Here is a 19,357-nt window from a genome sequence, read left to right as displayed (position 1 = left end):
CTTTCGACAAGCCTCTTACAAAATAGGGAACACACAGGTGTTCCCCATTTCGGTTTTTATTGTTTATTCACTTGCGCCATTACTTCCGCAGCGAAGTCTTCCTGTTTTTTCTCGATGCCTTCGCCAACTTGGAAGCGGACAAATGCCTTCAGCGTAGCGCCTGCCTCTTTCAAGAGAGCGGACACTTTCTTGTCCGGATCTTTCACGAATGGTTGTTCGACCATGACGAACTCTTCGAAGAACTTGGAGAGGCGGCCTTCCACCATTTTCTCCACAATGTTGGCCGGTTTGCCTTCAGCCAGCGCCTGGTTCTTGAGTACCTCGCGCTCGCGTTCGATCTCTTCCTGGGATACTTCTTCACGGTTGGCATAACGCGGGTTGGACGCAGCCGCGTGCATGCCCAGATCTTTTGCCAGCACTTCGTCCTTGGTGCCTTCCAGCGCTACCAGAACACCGATTTTACCGCCCATGTGCAGGTAAGCGCCGAACACGCCGTTGTCGGATTTCTCCAGAACGGAGAAGCGGCGGAAGGAGATGTTTTCTCCGATGGTGGCGATTTTCTCGCTGATCACTTGGGAGAGAGGAGCGCCTTCGCCTTTGAACGGCTGTTCCAGAGCAGCTTCCAGGGTAGCCGGACGTTGTTTTACCACGTGCTCGGCAATGTCTTTCACCAGCGTTTGGAACTCGGGGTTTTTCGCCACGAAGTCGGTCTCGCAGTTCACTTCCACGATGGCTGCCACGTTGCCCTCGATCGCGTAGGAGGTGAGCCCTTCCGCAGCGATGCGGCCCGCTTTTTTCGCCGCTTTGGCGATGCCGCGCTCACGCAGCAGGTCAATCGCCTTTTCCATGTCGCCGTTGGTTTCTTCCAGGGCGCGTTTGCAGTCCATCATGCCTGCGCCGGTGCGTTCGCGCAGTTCTTTCACCGCTTGTGCACTGATTGCCATGAGTTGAACCTCCTTGAAAAATGACGAGCTGGGTATATAGTGGTGAATAAAGGGTGGACGGGGTTCTGAAACCCTCAGTCCACCCTCTTAACACTTGCTTACGCAGTTGTTGTGGTTTGTTGTTCTCCGCCTTGGCTGCCTTCCAGCAGGGCGTCAGCCATTTTGGAGGTGAGCAGTTTCACGGCGCGGATCGCGTCGTCGTTGCCCGGGATTACGTAGTCGATCTCGTCCGGATCGCAGTTGGTATCGACAATCGCCACGATCGGGATGCCCAGCTTGCGGGCTTCCGCTACAGCGATGCGCTCTTTGCGCGGGTCGATGACGAACAGGGCGTCCGGCAGTTCTTCCATGTTCGCGATACCGCCGAGGAATTTCTCCAGGCGCTCTTTTTCCTTGCGCAGCACGATTACTTCTTTCTTCGGCAGAACGTCGAAGGTGCCGTCTTCTTCCATGCGGTTCAGCTCAGCCAGGCGAGCCGTACGCTTTTTGATGGTTGCGAAGTTGGTCAGCGTGCCGCCCAGCCAACGTTGGTTGATGTAGTAGTGACCGGTGCGTTCCGCTTCTTCTTTCACGGATTCCTGCGCTTGCTTCTTCGTGCCCACGAAGAGCATTTTACCGCCGTTTGCAGCGAGTTCACGCACGAAGTTGTACGCTTCCTCTACTTTTTTTACGGTTTTTTGCAGGTCGATAATGTAGATACCATTGCGTTCGGTGAAGATATAGCGAGCCATTTTCGGGTTCCAGCGACGAGTTTGGTGACCGAAGTGAACACCAGCCTCGAGGAGCTGTTTCATCGAAATAACTGCCATATTTCACACCTCCTTCAGATTGGTTTTTAGTGATGCCTACCTCCGCCTCACCGCATCTTCCGGACAAGACTGCCGACGGGCAGCACCGTTGTCGGAATTGGTGGACGTGCGAATTCAACACCGTTAATGAATATATCACATGGCACATTCAAATGCAACAAACGATTCCATTGTTTTTTGCAAAATCGTTCCTCCCCTGTCCGAGGCGTCATCCGCCCGCCGGATGCCGGCCCGGACCGTGCGCGAACGGGATGGCGGACAGCGGCCTGCCCAAAAAAACACCGCCTTACTTCGCAGGCGGTGTGGTGATGATCCGGACGATCTCCGCTTCGCTCGCTCCTGCCGGGATCTGATAGGTCCCGACCCGGATCCGGTTCAGTTTATTCTGCGCGCGCAGCGTTTCCACCAGTGTGTTGTCGGCGTCGAGAACCCCTGCTTCCACCATCTTGCGGGCGACACCTTCGGCGGTCGCCTTGTACGGAACCTGAACCGTGACGGTCGCTGCCGGCGGTTTCGGTGCCGTTGGGGCGGAAATGCGGGTGTTCCCGTCCGGTTTGGACGGCTCGCCGGCAGCGGCAGGGACGGCTGCGGACGGAGGCTGCGGCGCGCGGTTGCCCTCGGGCGGTCGGGGCGTCTGCGTTTGGGGCTGCGTCGGCGCCGTGACAGCGGGTGCCTGCGGCTGCTTTGGCGGAGTCGGAGCAGGCGGAAGCGAGACGTTCTGCTCCTGGCGCAGGCGGTCGTACTCGGCTTTGGACAGGAGCACCATCTGCATAGCCTCGGCCGCCTGTTTCACCTGTTCCTTGGTCAGCGAGGCGGAAGAGGCCGGAGCGGCTTGATGCACCGCGCCCAGAACGGCCGCCGCCACCATCAGGCCGGCGCCGAATCCAACCAACAATTCACGCTTGCCCATCAGCCTTCCCTCTCTCTCCGGAACCGGCCAGCGAGAGGATCAATTCGATCTCGCCCTGCCCGGCTCCCAGCCTCTTGGCGATTTCATCGGGGGACAATCCCTCCTGCCGCAGTTCAAAGACGCGCCGATAGCGCTCCCGGAGGGCGAACGCGTCGGCCAATTCCTCTTCGCTCGCGCGCGGAGCCCCTGAAACCGCCGCTTGTCCTGCGGCTCGCCATGCGGCCCATTCGCTTTCCACACGGGCCATGCGCTGCTTCAGTTCCGCCACCTCTTCCGCAAGCGCCGCATTGGCTTGCGTCCATCTGACTTCCGCCGCCTTCTGTTCGTGTTTGATCTGGTTGAGGAACCGCTGCAGGCTTTTTTCCATGTCCGCCTTGTCCCATGGCCCTTGCGGCGTGGTTTCATCCGAACCGGCCGTCCGTTCCCGTTTGAACAGAAGCGCCGCCGTCATGATCAGCGCTCCCGCTCCGATCAGAATATAATAAGGAAGATCCATTGAAGTCACCTATGCTCCCATCTTGTCTCGGATGTTTACAAAGAGATGTCGATAAACCGCCCGCGCAGCGGATCGCGCATGGACACGCCGGCGGACGTCCTGCCTTCAGCCGACCCGTCCTTCGCTTCGTCCTGTTCCGCGCCGGAAGCGGTTTGTTTTTTTCGCTTTTGCGGATGTTCCCGTTCCCGAATCATGTTTTTCGCCGTCTCGTTGACGTTTGTGGGGCGCTGGCGCATCTGCAGATCCGCCAGTTTGCGGTCGTCCGTCTGCAACTGCTGCTCGTGCACGGCCCGCTGCTGATCATGTTCCTGGATGCGGCCGATCTCCGGGCTCCGCGGCAGGGACACCTGCCATTCAACCGCTTTCAAACTCATCCGGCCTCAACTCCTTCATCCCGTTTCCCACCAGGCCGCGTCAGATGAGGGTGGAGGTGGTGATTTCCCCCTCCAGCACGATAAACCGGGTGCGGGAGAACTCCTGTTTGATGAAGCGCACCAGCTTGCCAAACACCAGCTTGATGCCGGGGTACATCAGGTTGTACACTTCCACGGCAGCCGGCACATCCCCTTCCAATTCCTGTTCGATCTCTTTTTTTCGCGCCTCCAGTTTCTTTACCTCTTTCTCCAGCACGAGACGCGTATTGGTCAGCTTGATCTGCATCGTTCGTTTCTCCGGAGGCAGTTCGCCGGCGACCTGCAGCAGTTGGCTGAGCACGCCCAGCCCCTGATCCGTTTTGCGTAAATTTTCGTACACGTTTTGCAGTTCTTTGGTGATTGTCGACAATTCCTGCCTGAGTTCCGGCTTGACGCCCACTTCCAGCACGGTCGGGGTCGCGCTCGCATTGCCGATGACGCGGGCCGCGATCTTTTCCCCGGCCTGCAGCACGCCGCCGATGATGAACCCCTTGGCGCCGTTGCAGATGATCTGCTTCCCGGCCCGGACCTGGGAAAACATGATGCTCTGCGACACCAGCACCTGATTGCCGGCGGTGACGTTGGCGTTCTGGATATAGGATGTCTTTACATTGCAGCCGGCCACCACATGTCCCTTGTCCTGGGCGACGATGCCGCTTCGGATTTCGATCGAGCCCCCTGCCTCCAGTTCGGCTCCCTCCACGCTGCCGAGCACGCGGATGTCGCCGGACGCCTTGATCCTGAACCCGGTCGGGACGTTCCCGCGAATGACCACCGTTCCCACAAAGTCGATGTTGCCGACGCGAAAATCCACGTCTCCGTTCACTTCAAACACGGGGAAGACGTTCACCTTGTCGTTTTCCGTAAACGACACCTGGCCGTCGATGGCGGCGTAAAGCAGCGTGCGTTCCTGATTCATCACGACGTTTTTTCCCGGCTTGATCATGACTTCCCTGCCAGCCTTCGGAGCGATGGGCTCGCCCGTCACGGCCGTTCCCGGCGTCCCCGGTGTTGGCGGCGTCTTGGCGGCCAGAAGCTGCCCTTTGGCCACGTTGGGAATATTGGTGATGCTGTAATAATCCACCCGCCCGTCATCCAGCTCTTTGGGACGTTTGTCGTCATGCAGGAGCGTCAGAAACGGATACTCGATTTTTCCGTCGATCCCGGGAACCGGGGGTGTGCCGCAGGCGACGGTGACCGGAACGTTGGCGAATTTGGCCGGGTTGCCGACCAGTTCGCTGATGACGCTGTCCAAAATGCCGTGCGTCACGTTTTTCGCGCGCAGGGCATCACGCACGTCTTGTTCCGTAATGAGGATAGGGCCACCCCGCCCCTCGTCGGGGACGATCAGCGTGACCCTCGCTTCCAGCTTGTCCGGAGAGATGTTCACTTCCAGCCTGATGTTCCCTGTCTCTTCCATCTTTCTGCCCCCCTCAAAACCATGGATTGCTCTCGTTCTGCAATCACCGCTCCCGTCCGCTCCTACATCAACTGCGATTTCCAGCGCGACAGAGCGGAGCGCATGCGGAAAATCGCTTTGGAATGAAGCTGCGAGATGCGGGACGGAGAGAGATTCATCACCTCGGCAATTTCCGACAAGGACAGTTCTTCGAAGTAGAACAGCGAGACGACCAGCCGTTCTTTTTCCGGCAGCTTGTCGATGACGCTGACCAGCACTTCCTTCAAGCCGGCCGTTTCCGCCACGTATTCCGGACTGGGCGTCACGTCATCGACGATGTAGGAATGGCGCGCGGTCTTTTGTTCGTCTTCTTCGCCGACCGCTTCATCAATGGAGATCATCGATGCCAGGGAGGTCTCGTAGTGAACCTGCCGCAGTTCCTTCTCGGAGATGCCCAGATACTGGGACACTTCCCCTTCGGTGGGCGTGCGGAGCTTCTCTTGTTCCAGGTAGGAGTAGGCCTCTTCGATCTTCTTGGCCTTGTCGCGAATCGTCCGCGGGATCCAGTCGTTCTCCCGCAGTCCGTCAATCATCGCGCCGCGAATGCGCCACATCGCGTAGGTCTCGAACTGCAGCCCGCGGGTGTGGTCAAACTTGGCCAGCGCATCCAGCAGGCCAAAGCGGCCGTAACTGATCAGATCGTCCTTGTCCACGTTGGCCGGCAGGCTGCCAGCCAAGCGGCTGGCAACCTTGTCGACGAGGGGGAGGTACTGGGTCACCAGGTCCTCCTCCGCCTCGCGACTGCCTTCCTGCTTCCACATCACCCATTTATCGAACTGTCTTGCCTTCTCCTGATTGGTAAGCCGTGCCACGAATCAGTCACCAACCTTTACTCATCAGTTAACCGCCTGACAACATCCGCAACGACAGAGGGATCTTGAACCGGAGCAATTCGGTCGATTTGGTTTGTGTTCAGCGGCATAAACGGTTCATCGTCCGGAGCGGTCTGCTGCTCCCCGCTCTCCGGGGAGGCATCCGTTCCGTCCGCTGCTGCCTTGCCTGCGGCGGCCTCCGATGTATCCATGACCCTTGCCAGCAGCCAGCGCAGGGGAAACGCCGCGAGAAAAAAGAGAATGAAAGCCGTGAAGGCCCGCTCCAGAGAGACAAGCCAGATGTTTCCTGCCAAGGCCGTGGCCAGCGTCATGACGAAGCCGAGAAAGCCGATCCCTGTGTTCAGCCAAATGGTTCCCCACATACCTATACTTCCTTCACACCATGATTTACGGTCCGGATCTGGAGAATGCCCGTAGACGTGTCGAATTCGATCGTCCTTCCGCAATTGCCGCCGGTATCCTCAGCCACAATCCTGATCTGCGCGGATTGGAGCGCCTGCTTGCAGGCCTCCACGTTGCGCGGGCCAATCCGCATCGTATCGCTGTTGCCCAAAGACGCGAACATCTGCGCGCCGCCCGCCAGCTTGGCCACCATGTGGCGGATCGACGCGCCTGCCCGTTCCATCTCCTGAATCAATTGGGGAATCGCGGTGTCCGCGTATTTCCCCACCGTGAGCGGCCCGCCTTTTCCCAGGGACGATTCGGGCAGCATCACATGGGCCATCCCGCCCACCTTGTGCACGACGTCATACAAGACGACTCCGACGCACGACCCCAATCCGGTCGTGCGCAGCCGGTCCGGAGGTTTTGCCACGCCCAGGTCTGCCATGCCGATTTTAATGATCTCCATCGAACGGAACTCCTAATGAACCAAATAGTGTTTTCAACGAATCCGGGTCCGGGATCAGGAAAAAGTGGCCTTGCACCTGATCGTTTCCTTCAAAGAAGGCGGTGTCAATCGTCAGGGCGACGTCTCCCGAATGCCCGAGTTCGATCAGCCCGTGGCTGAGGATCGCTCCGGCCATGTCGATGGCCAGCGCCGGCACGGAAGGCTGCATGTTCAGATTGGTGAAATCCGCCAGCGACGACAGGTAAGACCCGGTCAAGATGTTGCCGATTTCGTGCAGGGCGGAATACTCGAAATCGGTCCATTCGTGCACGTCTTTGTCCGCCCCCGTCATCTGCCGCAGCAGGCTGCGGGCGGACTCCATGTCCAGGATGAAGAACATGTTGCCGGGGCAATCGCCTTCCACGCGAAGAAACACGGTCACGACGATCGCCTCGGAACCGCCGACGCAATCGGCCACCTGGTCAAACGGGATCACGCTGACCTTCGGCACATTCATGTCAATTTCTTTTTGAATGAGCTTGGAGAGTGCCGTAGCCGCATGGCCTGCGCCGATGTTGCCCACCTCGCGCAGCACGTCGAACTGGAAGTCTCCAAACTTGGCAAAGTACTCCATCGCACTTATCCCTCAAGCGCGTCCAATTGTTTGATTTCTTCGGTGCTCAGCACCTTGTCGAGGTTGAGCAGGATCAGGAGGCGTTTCTCCAGCTTGGCCACACCCCGCAGGTATGCCGCTTCCACTCCGCCGACCACTTCCGGCGGCGGCTCGATGGCGTCGACCGGAATATCGATGACGTCGTTGGCCGCGTCGACGATCAGCCCCACTTCCAGCTCGCCGACCCCCACGATGATGATCCGGGTCGATTCGCCGTAGGCCGTCTCTTCCAGGCCGAAACGGCTTCGCAGGTCAATGATCGGCGTTACCACACCGCGCAGGTTGATGACCCCTTTGACAAACTTGGGCGTGCGCGGAACGCGCGTGATATGCTCCAGCTTCTCAATCGACTTGACCTGGTTCACTTCCACGCCGTACTCTTCGTCTTTCAACCGAAAAACAATGACTTTCACTTCGCCTGTAATTTCTTTTTGCTCCAGCATGGGCTGCGCCTCCCTTTACTTGATCAGTGCGTTGCAATCGATAATCAGTGCGACCTGTCCGTCGCCAAGAATCGTCGCGCCGGAGATGGCAAAGACGTTCACCAGGTATTTGCCCAGTGATTTCAGAACGATTTCCTGCTGGCCGATGAAGGAATCGACCACCAGGCCGGCCATTTTCTCTCCCTTGCGGACGATCACGACGGCCACTTCGTCGTCACTGCCCACTCCGGCGTCAGGCACCTGGAAGATGTCCTGCAGCGAGACGAGGGGAACCACCCTGCCGCGGAAGTCGATCACCTGCTGCCGGTGCGCCATCATGATCTGATCTTTGCGGAAAACGGCTGTCTCGATGATCGAGCTGAGCGGCACGGCGTACTTCTCGTTCTGCACCTGCACCAGCATCGCCGAGATGATGGACAGGGTGAGCGGAAGCTGGATGAGGAACGTGGTACCCTGGCCGCGGACGGAGTCGACGCTGACGCTGCCGCCCAGGGACTCGATTTTGGACTTCACCACATCCAGGCCGACCCCCCGGCCGGAGATATCGGAGATGACCTCTGCCGTGCTCAGGCCGGATGCGAACAGCAGCTCGTAAATCTGCTTGTCCGTCATGCTGTCGGCATTGGCCGGATTGACGATTCCCCGTTCGATCGCTTTTTTCAGGACCTTCTCCTTGTTGATGCCGGCCCCGTCGTCCTTCACCTCAATAAAGACGTGGTTGCCGCTGTGGTACGCCCGAAGGAAGATGGTTCCCTCTTCCGGCTTGCCCGCCTTTTTCCGTTCCGCCGGAGATTCGATGCCGTGGTCCAGCGAGTTGCGCAGGAGGTGCACCAGCGGGTCTCCAATTTCGTCGATAACGGTGCGGTCCAGTTCGGTCTCGGCACCAAAAATCTCCAAATTTACTTTTTTGTTCAAGTCTTTTGCCAAATCGCGGATCATCCGCGGGAAGCGGTTGAACACCTGCTCGACCGGCACCATGCGCATGGTCAGAATGATGTTCTGCAGGTCGCCGCTGATCCGGCTCATGTGTTCGACGGTCTCCTGCAGCTCGCTCTTGCCGATCTCGCGCGCCAACTGCTCCAGCCGTCCCCTGTCAATCACCAGTTCGCTGAACAGGTTCATCAGCACATCCAGCCGCTCGATATCCACGCGGATCGTCTTGCCCGCGGTGGACACCTTTTTCAATCCGCCTGCCGGTGCCTCCGGCTTTTTCTCGACTGCCGGCGCTGCGCTGGCCGCCGCCTGTTCTTTCGCCTGCTTCACTTCCTGCTCTGCCTTGGCGGCCGGTTCCTTCAACTGCAGCGGCTCCAGCTCCACTTCCCTGATTTCCGAAATGTTGGCGATGGTCTGGCGGATCTTGTCGGCCGGCTGCATCGTGACGTACACCAGTTCAAACGATCGGTCAAACCGTTCGTTCTCGATCTCTTCCACCGCCGGTGTCGACTTGATCACGTCGCCCATCGACTCCAGCTGATCAAACACCATGTAGGCGCGGGCCGCCTTCAGCACGCATCCCTCGTCAAGCGTCACCTTGATCCAGAACAGATTGTGGCCCGCTTCCTTGGACTGTTTCAGAACGGTCAGGGCAAACTCATCCAGGTTGTGCTGCCGCTCCGATCCGGCGGCTTCCTTCCCGGCGGGTGCTTCCGCGGCTGCCTCGGCTGCCGCAGCGGTCTCCACGGCGGAAAAATCGCCCGCCACGATGGCGCGCAGCTTTTTCACCAGGGCGGAAACATCGGCGGAACCGTCGCCGCCTTCCACGATGTTCATCACCATGCCCTCGATCAAATCGACGCTCTGAAAGATGACGTCCATGATGTCGCCGGTAATCGTCAGCTTGTGGTTGCGGATCATGTCCAGCACGTTTTCCGTCTCGTGCGTGAGGCTTGCCATGTCCTCAAACCCCATGGTGGCCGACATCCCTTTCAGGGTATGGGCGGAACGGAAGATTTCGTTCACGATCTGGATGTTTTCCGGATCGTTCTCCAAGAGGAGCAGATTGGCGTTGATCGCCTGCAGGTGTTCCTTTGACTCTTCGATAAACATGTCCAGGTATTGATTCATGTCCACGGGTGATCCACCTCCCATAATCAATGCAACAGCTTACACAGCGTTTCGGCTATCCGGTCCAAAGGAACGACGTTGTCGGCAAGGCCCGCCTGAATGACAGCCCGCGGCATTCCGAAAACGACACATGTCGACTCGTCCTCGACAATGCTGGTCACGCGTCCCGTCTCTTTCATTCGTCCCAGGCCTTTTGCCCCATCATTTCCCATGCCTGTCATGATGATTGCCCATTTGTCTACATTTGTCAATCGGCTTGCCGACTCAAACAGGACGTCGACGGAAGGACGGTGTCCGCCCCTCGGTTCCTCTTGGTGCAGGCGTGTTTCCAGCCGCCCGCCGCTTGCCTGAACCACTTCCAGATGGAAGCCGCCCGGCGCGATATACGCCGTCCCCGGCTGGATCCATTCGCCGTCTTCCGCTTCCGTCACGCGGATGGCGCAAAGCGAATCCAGCCGCTGCGCGAGCGATTTGGTAAAACCGGCCGGCATGTGCTGGACGATGAGAATCGGCGCCGGAAAGTCGGCCGGGAGTGCGGTCAACACGGTTTGCAGCGCTTTCGGCCCCCCGGTGGACGTCCCCAGCACAACCAGTTTGGAGACGGCCGCCGTTCGCCGCGGGGCGGCAGCCGCCGGCGGGGTAACACCGGAATCAGCCGTCCCCGGTTGGATGGTGCCCGGAGCGGCACGATCCGGTGCACCCGTGCCCGGATGGGCCGGCTCCGGCTGCGTCCACACCGTCTTCCGCTTGAGCATGGCCGAAAGCCGGGCGACCGTCGTGCCGGGTCTGCCCGGCGGTTTTCGCAGACGGCCGCTCGCCTGTGCCGCCGCTTTGACCCGCTCGATCAGCCGTTCGGCCACTTTGTGAATATCGAGCGAGATGGGACCGGACGGCTTGGTCACGAAGTCTACCGCGCCCAGTTCCAGCGCGCGGATCGTCGCTTCCGCCCCTTCCCTGGTCAGGCTGCTGAGCATCACGACCGGAACGGGGTGCTCGGTCATCAGACGCTCCAGCGCATCCAGTCCGTTCATGACCGGCATTTCAATATCGAGCGTTACGACATCGGGATGGAGCTGCTTGACTTTTTCAAGACATTCGAGTCCGTTCTTGGCTCGGTCAACCACTTCGATGGCAGGATCGCTATGTAAGATGTCTGTGATGACTTTACGCATAAAGGCAGAGTCGTCGGTGACGAGAACTCGAATCTTGTTCATCCGCTGCCGCTCCTTCCTTCCTCCTGTTGCCTAACGAATGAAGCGTTTCAGCTTCTCCAGAAAACCTCCGAGCCCTGCCGGTGGAGACTGCCTTCCTCCCGCCTCGTTTCCCAGGTAGGCGGCCGCCAGATTCCGGATCCCTCTGGACGCCTGCGCCTGCGGATACGCGAGCAAAAAGGGCCGCTGCAGCTTCACCGCTTTGGAAACGTGAGGGTCGTCCAGCACAAATCCCAGCAGATGGACGTCCATGTTGAGAAACCGTTTGGCCACCATCGCCAGCTTTTCGGCGGTCATCGTCCCTTCACGGGCGGAGGTGACGCGATTGACCACCAGCCGGATCGTCGTCCGGGGATTGCGGGAGTGGAGCATCTTGATCACGGCATAGGCGTCGGTGATCGCCGGCGGCTCCGGGGTCGTGACGAGAATCACCTCGTCGGAAGACAGCATGAACCGCAGCGATTCGTTGGAGATGCCCGCACCGGTATCAAAGATGATCGTGTCCGCATAGCCCTGCAGCGGCTCCAGACGGGCAAACAGCAGGTCCAGCTTGGCGTCGTCCAACTGCAGCAGCTTGGTGAAGCCGGACCCGCCGGCGATAAATTCCAGCTCGCCCGGTCCCCTTTCCATGATGTCCCACACGGTCATGTCCGGCTCCAACAGATGCAGCAGATGCCGCTTGGGCGATATCCCCATCAGCACATCCAGGTTGGCCAGTCCCAGGTCGAGGTCGAACAGGATCGGCTTGTGCCCCTTTTCCTGCAGGCCCAGGGCAAAGTTGAGGCTGAAGTTGGACTTGCCGACGCCCCCTTTGCCGCTGGTGACCGTAATCAGCCGGGTCTGCCGGGAGACGTTGTTCTGTTGCATGCGTGCGCGCAGTCGTTCGGCTTGGTCTTGCATGTGCTTCAATCTCCCATGATCATGTTGGCTACCAGCGCAGGCGTGGCCGTCACGATGTCGTCCGGCACGTTTTGTCCTGTGGTGATGTACGAAAAGGGAAGGCCGGTCTCATATGCCACGTTCAGCATCGCCCCGTACGCTTCCGTCTCATCCGCCTTCGTAAAGATCACCCGGGAAACGGGCACATCGCCAAAGTTGCGGATGATCGCCTTCATGTCGCTGTACTTGGCGGTCAGGCTGAGCACCAGGAAATTGAGGCAGTCCGCATCGTCCCGCAGCAGGTCGCGAATCCCCTGCACGTATTCGTCGTTGCGGAAATTGCGCCCGGCCGTATCGACAAAGATCAGGTCGCATCCGCTCAACCGCTCCATCGCCTGGACGATCTCTTTCGGCGAAAAGATCACTTCCAGCGGCACGTTCAAGATGTTGGCGTACGTCTTCAACTGCTCGACGGCGGCGATCCGGTACGTGTCCGCCGTGATGAATCCGATCCGCCGCTTGTCTTTCAGCATGCTGTCTGCCGCCAGTTTGGCAATGGTGGTGGTTTTTCCCACCCCGGTCGGCCCAAAAAAGAAAGCGTACTTGATGCCGGGCTCGATCCGGGACGGCATGGGCGATGCCTTTTCCACCAGTTCGGCGATGATCCGCGCGGCGGCCTGCCTCGCTTCTTCCTCCGTCCACTGGGAGGACGGCTCGCCGTGCAGGAGCAGCTTGCGGATGATGTCCGCCGTCACCTCTTCCGCGACCTCCTGCTTTGCGAGATGCGCCTGAACCGCCTGGATGGCAGGCGGCAGTTGGCTGTTGAGACCGTTGATCAACAGCTTTTCAAAGATCTGCCGCATATCCCGCACTTCGTCCGCCAACTGCTTGCCGTCAGCGTCAAGTGCCGCGGCGACCGCCGCTGGCGCGGAAGGGGCTCTCTTTGCCGGCGGTCGATCGGGACGAGAATCCGCCTGGGGAGCGGCGGCGGCCGTCTCTTGGGGCGTCTGCCGGGTACCGGTGCCGGTCGGCTCTGTTTCTGCGGCCGGCTGCGCAGCAGCCGCCATCGCCGCTTTTTGATAGGCCTGCTGAGCGGCGTAGCTGCCTGTCTGCGGCCGGGCAGGAAGGTCCGGCCGACGGGCGGGAGAGGCACTCGGCGCCCGCTCGGCCCCCTTGTCGTCAACGGCGGCCACCACTTCGATCCGCTGCTTCCCGAACAATCCGAACAGTCCGCCGGTTCGGATCGGCTTGGAGTTGAGGATAATGGCGTCCTTTCCCAGGTCAATCCGGATTTTTTCCAGAGCGTCCGGCATGGAATCGACTACATAGCGTTTCACTCTCACGACAGGTTCACCATCCCTACGCTTTGCACTTCAACATGCGGCTCCAGCTCGCTGTACGACAAGACGGGAACATCCGGCATCATCCGCTCCATAAGCTGCCGCAGGTACATGCGAATCGCCGGAGAGGCGAGAATGATCGGCTGCTGGCCGGCATTGACCATTTTGCTCACTTCCGCCGACACGCTCTGGTAAATCCGCTGGGATGTCTCCGGATCCATGGCCAGATAGGTTCCCTGCTCAGACTGCTCGATCCGCTCGGAGATGGCTTTTTCCAGTCCGGGGCCGGCGGTGATCACCCGCAGCGGCTGTCCGGGTTCGGTGTATTGCAGCGTAATTTGACGGGACAGCGCCTGACGCACGTACTCCGTCAGCACGTCCGGATCCTTGGTGTAGACCGCGTGATCGGCCAGCGCTTCCAGAATGACAGGCAGGTTGCGGATCGAGACCTTTTCCCGGAGCAGTTTTTGCAGCACCTTCTGAACGTCGCCGATCGACAGCGTGCCCGGAATCAGTTCGTCCACCAGCACAGGCGCCGTCTCCCGCACGTTGTCGATCAGGGCCCGCGTCTCCTGGCGGCCGAGCAGTTCGTGGGCGTGCCGCTTGATCACTTCCGTCAGATGGGTGGCGACAACGGACGGCGGATCGACCACCGTATAGCCGGACAGTTCGGCAATCTCCTTATTCTCTTCTGTTACCCACAATGCGGGCAGTCCAAACGCCGGTTCGACCGTTTCGATGCCGACGACCGCATCGTCTTCGAAGCCGGGACTCATCGCCAGATAGTGATCCAAGAGGATCTCTCCCTTGGCGACCTGGTTTCCTTTGATTTTGATTATGTACTCGTTGGGACGCAGTTGGATATTGTCGCGAATGCGGATCACCGGCACGACGATCCCCAATTCCAGGGCGATCTGCCGGCGGATCATGATGACGCGATCCAGAAGGTCGCCACCCTGTTTGGCGTCGGCAAGCGGGATCAGGCCGTAGCCAAACTCGAACTCGATCGGATCCACCTGCAGCAGGTTGACCACACTCTCGGGGCTGCGCACTTCTTCGATCTGCTGTTCCTCTTCCTGTTGGGCCGACTCTTCCTGCTCCACTTTCTGCTTCTTGTTCATCTTCCATCCGGCGAACCCGAGCAGCCCCGCAACCGGCACGACGGGCAGCAGGCCGATTGGCGTCAGCAGGCCCAACAGCATGATGCCGCCGGCCACGATCAGCAGCAGGCGGGGATAGCTGAACAACTGGTTGCTGATGTCCTCGCCCAGCCCTTCGCCGGAAGTGGCGCGGGTGACGATGATACCAGTCGCCGTCGAAATCAAGAGTGCCGGAATCTGGCTGACCAGCGCGTCGCCGACGGACATGGTGGTGAATCGGGAAGCCGATTCGGTAAAGCTCAAATCGTGAATCACCATCCCGATGATGAAGCCGCCGATGATGTTGACGATGAAAATAATGATGCCGGCGATCGCGTCCCCTTTGACGAATTTGCTGGCACCGTCCATGGCGCCGTAAAAGTCGGCTTCGTCCTCGATCTTTTTGCGGCGGGCGCGCGCTTCCGCCTCCGTAATCATCCCCGCGTTCAGGTCGGCGTCGATGCTCATCTGTTTCCCCGGCATCGCGTCCAGCGTAAAGCGGGCGGCCACTTCCGCCACGCGCTCCGATCCTTTGGTGATCACGATGAACTGGATGACGACGAGAATCAGGAAGACGACAAAGCCCACCACCTGGTTGCCGCCGACGACGAAGCTGCCGAACGCTTCGATGACCTTGCCGCCCTCGGCGTGCGAGAGAATGTTCCGCGTCGTCGACACGTTCAGCGCCAGGCGGAAGAGCGTGGTGATCAGGAGCACCGTGGGAAAGATGGAAAATTGCAGGGCTTCCTTTGTGTACATCGAGACGAGCAGAATCGTCAATGCAAGGGAGATGTTGAGTATCAAGAGCAAGTCCAAAAGTTCAGACGGCAGTGGGATCACCATCATGACGACAATGCTGATGACGAACAGAACGGTACCCAGCTCCTTGAATTTGAATCCCACCGTGCATCCTCCTTTCTTCTGCTTATTTCACTTTCCCTTGCAGCTTGTACACGTACGCGAGAACTTCCGCGACCGCTTTGAACAACTCTTCGGGAATCTGTTGGCCGATCTCGACCTGACTATAGAGAGCCCTGGCCAAGGGCTTGTTTTCCATGGTGACGATCCGGTGTTTTTGGGCGATCTCCTTGATTTTCAGCGCGAGGTAGTCCTGCCCTTTGGCAATGACCGTGGGGGCGCTCATCTCGCGGGCGTCGTACCGGATGGCAACGGCGAAGTGCGTCGGGTTGGTGATCACCACGTCCGCTTTCGGCAGTTCCTGCATCATCCGGCGAATGGCCATGCTGCGCTGACGCTCGCGGATTTTCCCCTTGATCAAGGGATCCCCCTCCGCCTGTTTGAATTCATCCTTGATGTCCTGTTTGGACATGCGCAGGCTCTTTTCATGCTCGTAGCGCTGGTACGCGTAATCCAGGACAGCCAGGACCACCAGTGTGAGGCCGATGTACAGCCCCAATTTGGACGCTTCCGCCGCCGTCAGCGAGAGCGCGGCTTCCAGCGGTTTCAGCGAGAGCTGCACCAGATCGTGCTTGGTGTCCCACAAGATCATGAACGCAACGAGAATACCCGCGCTGATTTTCAACAGCGATTTGAACAGTTCCACCACGGAGCGCAGGCTGAACAGGCGTTTCATCCCCTGCACGGGATTCAGCTTGTCCAGTTTGATCCGCAGGGGTTCGGTTGTAAACAGCCAGCCCACCTGCATGTAATTGACGAAGACGGCGACGATGAACACCACGGCCAGAACCGGTCCGACGATTTTGACCGCTTCGAAGGAAAGCTGGTAGAGGATGACCCGCAGATTCTCCTCGTTTACCTGCCAGCTCGTGTAGGTGACGAGCGACTCCCGCATCACGTTCTGGAACGTGTGAAACATCGACGATCCCAGCAGGATCAACATGAGAAACGCCGCGGTCAGGCTGACGGCCGGAGACAGGTCCGCGCTTTTGGCCACCTGTCCTTTCTTTCTCGCATCTTCCCGCTTTTTCGGCGTCGCCTTTTCCGTCTTTTCGCCGTTAAAATACTGCAGATCGACCGGATACAAAAAGGCAAGTCGTTTCATGCTGCGCCTCCGAGCCACTTCATCATTTCCGCAAGCGCCCGAAACATCTTTTCAAACAAGCCGTTCAGCGTCAGCAAAAATGCGGGCATGACCACGATCAGCATCAGAAAGCTGGCAAGCAATTTGATGGGCAGTCCCACCACAAAGATATTAAATTGCGGAACCGATTTGGCGATAATTCCAAGAGAGAGGTCGACCAGAAAGAGGGCGACCACGATCGGCGCCGCGATCAGAAAGGCGCTGAGAAACATGTCGCGAAACACCTTGACGGCCATCCACATCACGTGTTCGCTGCCGAACGCGGCCCACATCCTGTCGAGCGGAATCGCCTGGTAGCTGGCGAGAATCCCTTGGATCAGCACGTGATGGCCGTTGATGCTCAACAAATAGAGCATCGCCAGGATGTTCTTGAAGTTGCCCGTCAGCGGCACGTAGGCGCCGGTACGCGGGTCGATCACGTTGGCCATCGCCAGCCCCATCTGCATGTCCATCAATCCGCCGGCAACCTGGACGGTGACGTACATCAGCTCGCAGATCACGCCGAGAATCAGGCCGACCAGCGCTTCCTTGACCGCGTACAGCACAAAGGTGAGATCCAGCGGAATCTGCCCCTGGACCGGCACGTAGCTGAAACTGATCAGGGCCAGGACAAAGGCCAGGCCGATCTTGTACGGATTGGGCACGCCGCGCACCGAGAAAAAGGGAGCCGAGACGAAAAACGCGGTCATCCGGACAAACACCAGCAGCAAAACAGGTAGATGAAGCATGATCGCAGCTATCATTGTTATCTATCCCACAAAGCGGTGCAGATTGCCGAAGATCCCCATCGTGAACTCCAGCATCACCCGCAGCATCCACGGCCCGACGGCCAAAATCGTGACAAAGATGGCGACAATTTTCGGGATGAATGCCAGCGTCTGTTCCTGAATTTGCGTGGTTGCCTGAAAAATGCTGACGAGCAAGCCGACCAGCATGCCGACGCCCAGCGCCGGAGCCGTCACCAGCAGGATGGTGTACACGGAGCTTTGGGCGATTTGCATCAAAAATTCTTGTGTCATGCTCTCCCTCCTAGGCTGGCTTGTCGGCCGGATGTCAGAAACTGGCCAAGAGCGATTTCACGACCAGATACCATCCGTCCACCATGATGAACAGCAAAATCTTGAACGGCAGCGAAATCATCACGGGGGGGAGCATCATCATCCCCATACCCATCAAAATGCTGGAAATGATCATGTCGATGACGAGAAACGGAATGAAGATCATGAAGCCGATTTGAAATGCGGTCTTCAATTCGCTGATGGCATACGCCGGCACGAGCGCGCTCAGCGGAATGTCCTGAATCGTCTTGGGCCTCTCCGCTTTCGTGTACGCCAAAAAGAGCGCCAAGTCTTTTTCCCGCGTCTGCTTAGTCATAAACTCCTTGAACGGGATCACCGCCGCTTCCAGCGCCTGCTGTTGGGTCAATTTGCCCTGCATGAACGGCTGTACCGCGGTCTCGTTTACCTTGGCCAGCGTGGGCGCCATGATGAAAAACGTCATGAACAGCGCCAGCGAAACCAGCACCTGATTGGGCGGCATCTGCTGCGTAGCCAGCGCGTTGCGGACGAAGGACAGCACAACCACGATCCGCGTGAAGCTGGTCATCAACAGCAGGATGGCAGGCGCTACGGACAAGACCGTCAACATCAGCAGAATCTGTACGGCCGAGGAGGTTTCCTGCGGCGTTCCGCTGCCGCCGCCAATTTTCAGATCGATGGTAGGTACGAGCGGCGCGTTGGCAGGCGCTGCGGCCGCCCATTCCGGTATCGCCAGCAGCACCGCGGCGATCGCCAGGAGCTGGAGTAGTGATTTCATCCTCGATCCCCTCTGTCATGACCTTGCTTCTCCATCCAGGTTCCCGTCTGGTCGGATCGCTTGTCGAGATCGTTCCACTGCTTGTGCAGCAGTTCTTCAAACGTGCGCCCGTCCGCAGCGGACAGGTGTATCTCCTCGTCTTCCGTCTGCCGCTTCCGGCCAAACGGCAGCCAATCGAGCGAAAATCCGGCAATCGGCTTGATCTCCGCTTCCGCCAGGATGAGGTCTGCCTCTTCCCCCGGTGGAATGTGCTTGAGCAGTTGAACGTTTTCCCCCACACCGAGCAGGTACAGCGATTCCCCGATCATCACCAGTTGGATCGTCTTGCCGTTGCCCAGCGGAGCCGCACTGATCACTTTGATCGGACCATGCGCCTGTCCCATCTGCCGCCGGCCGAGAAAACGAAGCAGCAGATAGATCAGGACGACGATCACCCCAAGTGAAAAGATCACCTGAAGCAGATATCCCCACATGCTGCCCGTTTCACTGCCGGGAATGGCCGCCGGCTGTTGGCCGCCGGCAGGCGCACCGGGAGAGAGTGTTCCTTTGCGCAGGGCGTCGGCTACGGAGTCTTCCTCCGCCAGTGCGGAAGCCGGAAGGGAAGCGACAATCGCGGCGATGATGCTGCACACCCAGATGAGACGCGCCCCTGTTTTCCGGAAGCCCTTCATCATTAGCCCAGCGTCTTCTTGATCGCTTCCAGCACGCGATCAGCCTGGAACGGCTTGACGATAAAATCTTTGGCGCCCGCCTGAATCGCATCGATGACCATCGCCTGCTGCCCCATCGCCGAGCACATGATGACGCGGGCGTTCGGGTCGATTTTCTTGATCTCCTTCAGGGCAGTGATGCCGTCCATCTCCGGCATGGTAATGTCCATCGTCACCAGATCCGGCCCCAGCTCTTTGTACTTCTCCACCGCCTGCGCGCCGTCGCTCGCTTCCCCTACGACGGTGTATCCGTTTTTGGACAGGATTTCCTTGATCATCATGCGCATGAACGCTGCGTCGTCTACAACGAGTACTTTGTTGGACATAG

General features: G+C 58.9%; 22 protein-coding genes. All 22 read right to left on the bottom strand.

The genetic code is table 11. From position 1 onward, the window contains the following. Positions 1-56: 56 nt before the first annotated feature. On the bottom strand, positions 57-944 hold the full coding sequence (tsf, locus tag A6764_RS10910) for a translation elongation factor Ts (protein WP_035297343.1): 888 nt from the start codon (positions 942-944) through the stop codon (positions 57-59). A gap of 98 nt (positions 945-1,042) precedes the next feature. After that, the gene (gene rpsB / locus A6764_RS10905; RefSeq protein ID WP_029098978.1) at positions 1,043-1,753 is read right to left on the bottom strand and encodes a 30S ribosomal protein S2; all 711 of its coding nucleotides are present in this window, start codon (positions 1,751-1,753) and stop codon (positions 1,043-1,045) included. Between the two features lie 286 nt (positions 1,754-2,039). Beyond that, on the bottom strand, positions 2,040-2,663 hold the full coding sequence (locus tag A6764_RS10900; protein ID WP_264622499.1) for a DNA polymerase III subunit gamma/tau: 624 nt from the start codon (positions 2,661-2,663) through the stop codon (positions 2,040-2,042). After that, positions 2,650-3,159, bottom strand: a complete 510-nt coding sequence (locus A6764_RS10895) for a sigma-70 RNA polymerase sigma factor region 4 domain-containing protein (RefSeq protein ID WP_065066525.1) — start codon at positions 3,157-3,159, stop codon at positions 2,650-2,652. Before A6764_RS10895 ends, A6764_RS10900 begins: the two co-directional genes overlap by 14 nt. Positions 3,160-3,194: 35 nt before the next feature. Continuing rightward, entirely contained in the window at positions 3,195-3,533 is a 339-nt protein-coding gene (locus tag A6764_RS10890) for a hypothetical protein (RefSeq protein WP_065066526.1), read from the bottom strand. A gap of 40 nt (positions 3,534-3,573) precedes the next feature. Further along, entirely contained in the window at positions 3,574-4,992 is a 1,419-nt protein-coding gene (locus tag A6764_RS10885) for a flagellar assembly protein A (protein WP_035297340.1), read from the bottom strand. A gap of 62 nt (positions 4,993-5,054) precedes the next feature. Further along, positions 5,055-5,843, bottom strand: coding sequence for a FliA/WhiG family RNA polymerase sigma factor (locus tag A6764_RS10880; protein ID WP_035297338.1), 789 nt, complete (start codon positions 5,841-5,843; stop codon positions 5,055-5,057). Positions 5,844-5,860: 17 nt separating this feature from the next. Further along, positions 5,861-6,226 (bottom strand): hypothetical protein, encoded by a 366-nt coding sequence (locus A6764_RS10875; RefSeq protein ID WP_029098972.1) that lies wholly within the window; start codon positions 6,224-6,226, stop codon positions 5,861-5,863. A 2-nt stretch (positions 6,227-6,228) separates the two neighbouring features. Beyond that, a complete protein-coding gene (locus A6764_RS10870; RefSeq protein WP_065066527.1) occupies positions 6,229-6,714 on the bottom strand; it encodes a chemotaxis protein CheD in 486 nt (161 codons plus the stop codon). Continuing rightward, positions 6,701-7,327 carry a chemotaxis protein CheC gene (locus tag A6764_RS10865; protein WP_029098970.1) on the bottom strand — a complete coding sequence of 209 codons (627 nt, stop codon included), beginning with the start codon at positions 7,325-7,327 and terminating at the stop codon, positions 6,701-6,703. The genes A6764_RS10870 and A6764_RS10865 overlap by 14 nt, the downstream gene beginning before the upstream one ends. 5 nt (positions 7,328-7,332) lie before the next feature. Then, positions 7,333-7,809, bottom strand: coding sequence for a chemotaxis protein CheW (locus A6764_RS10860; RefSeq protein WP_029098969.1), 477 nt, complete (start codon positions 7,807-7,809; stop codon positions 7,333-7,335). A 15-nt stretch (positions 7,810-7,824) separates the two neighbouring features. Beyond that, positions 7,825-9,879, bottom strand: a complete 2,055-nt coding sequence (locus A6764_RS10855; protein ID WP_029098968.1) for a chemotaxis protein CheA — start codon at positions 9,877-9,879, stop codon at positions 7,825-7,827. 20 nt (positions 9,880-9,899) lie between these two features. Continuing rightward, positions 9,900-11,087 (bottom strand): protein-glutamate methylesterase/protein-glutamine glutaminase, encoded by a 1,188-nt coding sequence (locus A6764_RS10850; protein WP_029098967.1) that lies wholly within the window; start codon positions 11,085-11,087, stop codon positions 9,900-9,902. 30 nt (positions 11,088-11,117) lie between these two features. Beyond that, a complete protein-coding gene (locus A6764_RS10845; RefSeq protein ID WP_029098966.1) occupies positions 11,118-11,984 on the bottom strand; it encodes a MinD/ParA family protein in 867 nt (288 codons plus the stop codon). A 5-nt stretch (positions 11,985-11,989) separates the two neighbouring features. Next, positions 11,990-13,306, bottom strand: coding sequence for a flagellar biosynthesis GTPase FlhF (flhF, locus tag A6764_RS10840; protein WP_264622498.1), 1,317 nt, complete (start codon positions 13,304-13,306; stop codon positions 11,990-11,992). Next, entirely contained in the window at positions 13,303-15,345 is a 2,043-nt protein-coding gene (gene flhA / locus A6764_RS10835) for a flagellar biosynthesis protein FlhA (RefSeq protein ID WP_029098964.1), read from the bottom strand. The genes flhF and flhA overlap by 4 nt, the downstream gene beginning before the upstream one ends. Before the next feature lie 22 nt (positions 15,346-15,367). Continuing rightward, positions 15,368-16,465: a flagellar biosynthesis protein FlhB gene (flhB, locus tag A6764_RS10830; RefSeq protein ID WP_065066528.1), complete on the bottom strand. Its 1,098-nt coding sequence runs from the start codon at positions 16,463-16,465 to the stop codon at positions 15,368-15,370. After that, entirely contained in the window at positions 16,462-17,247 is a 786-nt protein-coding gene (gene fliR, locus A6764_RS10825; protein ID WP_065066529.1) for a flagellar biosynthetic protein FliR, read from the bottom strand. Before fliR ends, flhB begins: the two co-directional genes overlap by 4 nt. Positions 17,248-17,253: 6 nt before the next feature. Beyond that, entirely contained in the window at positions 17,254-17,523 is a 270-nt protein-coding gene (gene fliQ / locus A6764_RS10820; RefSeq protein ID WP_029098961.1) for a flagellar biosynthesis protein FliQ, read from the bottom strand. Positions 17,524-17,557: 34 nt separating this feature from the next. Next, positions 17,558-18,319 (bottom strand): flagellar type III secretion system pore protein FliP, encoded by a 762-nt coding sequence (gene fliP / locus A6764_RS10815; protein ID WP_065066530.1) that lies wholly within the window; start codon positions 18,317-18,319, stop codon positions 17,558-17,560. Further along, positions 18,316-18,993: a flagellar biosynthetic protein FliO gene (locus A6764_RS10810; protein ID WP_141669599.1), complete on the bottom strand. Its 678-nt coding sequence runs from the start codon at positions 18,991-18,993 to the stop codon at positions 18,316-18,318. The genes fliP and A6764_RS10810 overlap by 4 nt, the downstream gene beginning before the upstream one ends. After that, positions 18,993-19,355 carry a response regulator gene (locus tag A6764_RS10805; protein WP_029098958.1) on the bottom strand — a complete coding sequence of 121 codons (363 nt, stop codon included), beginning with the start codon at positions 19,353-19,355 and terminating at the stop codon, positions 18,993-18,995. Before A6764_RS10805 ends, A6764_RS10810 begins: the two co-directional genes overlap by 1 nt. Between the last annotated feature and the right edge of the window lie 2 nt (positions 19,356-19,357).

The sequence above is a fragment of the Brevibacillus sp. WF146 genome, from assembly GCF_001673705.2.
Taxonomy (GTDB): Bacteria; Bacillota; Bacilli; order Brevibacillales; family Brevibacillaceae; genus Brevibacillus; species Brevibacillus thermoruber.
This window is presented reverse-complemented; position numbering and strand designations above follow the sequence as displayed.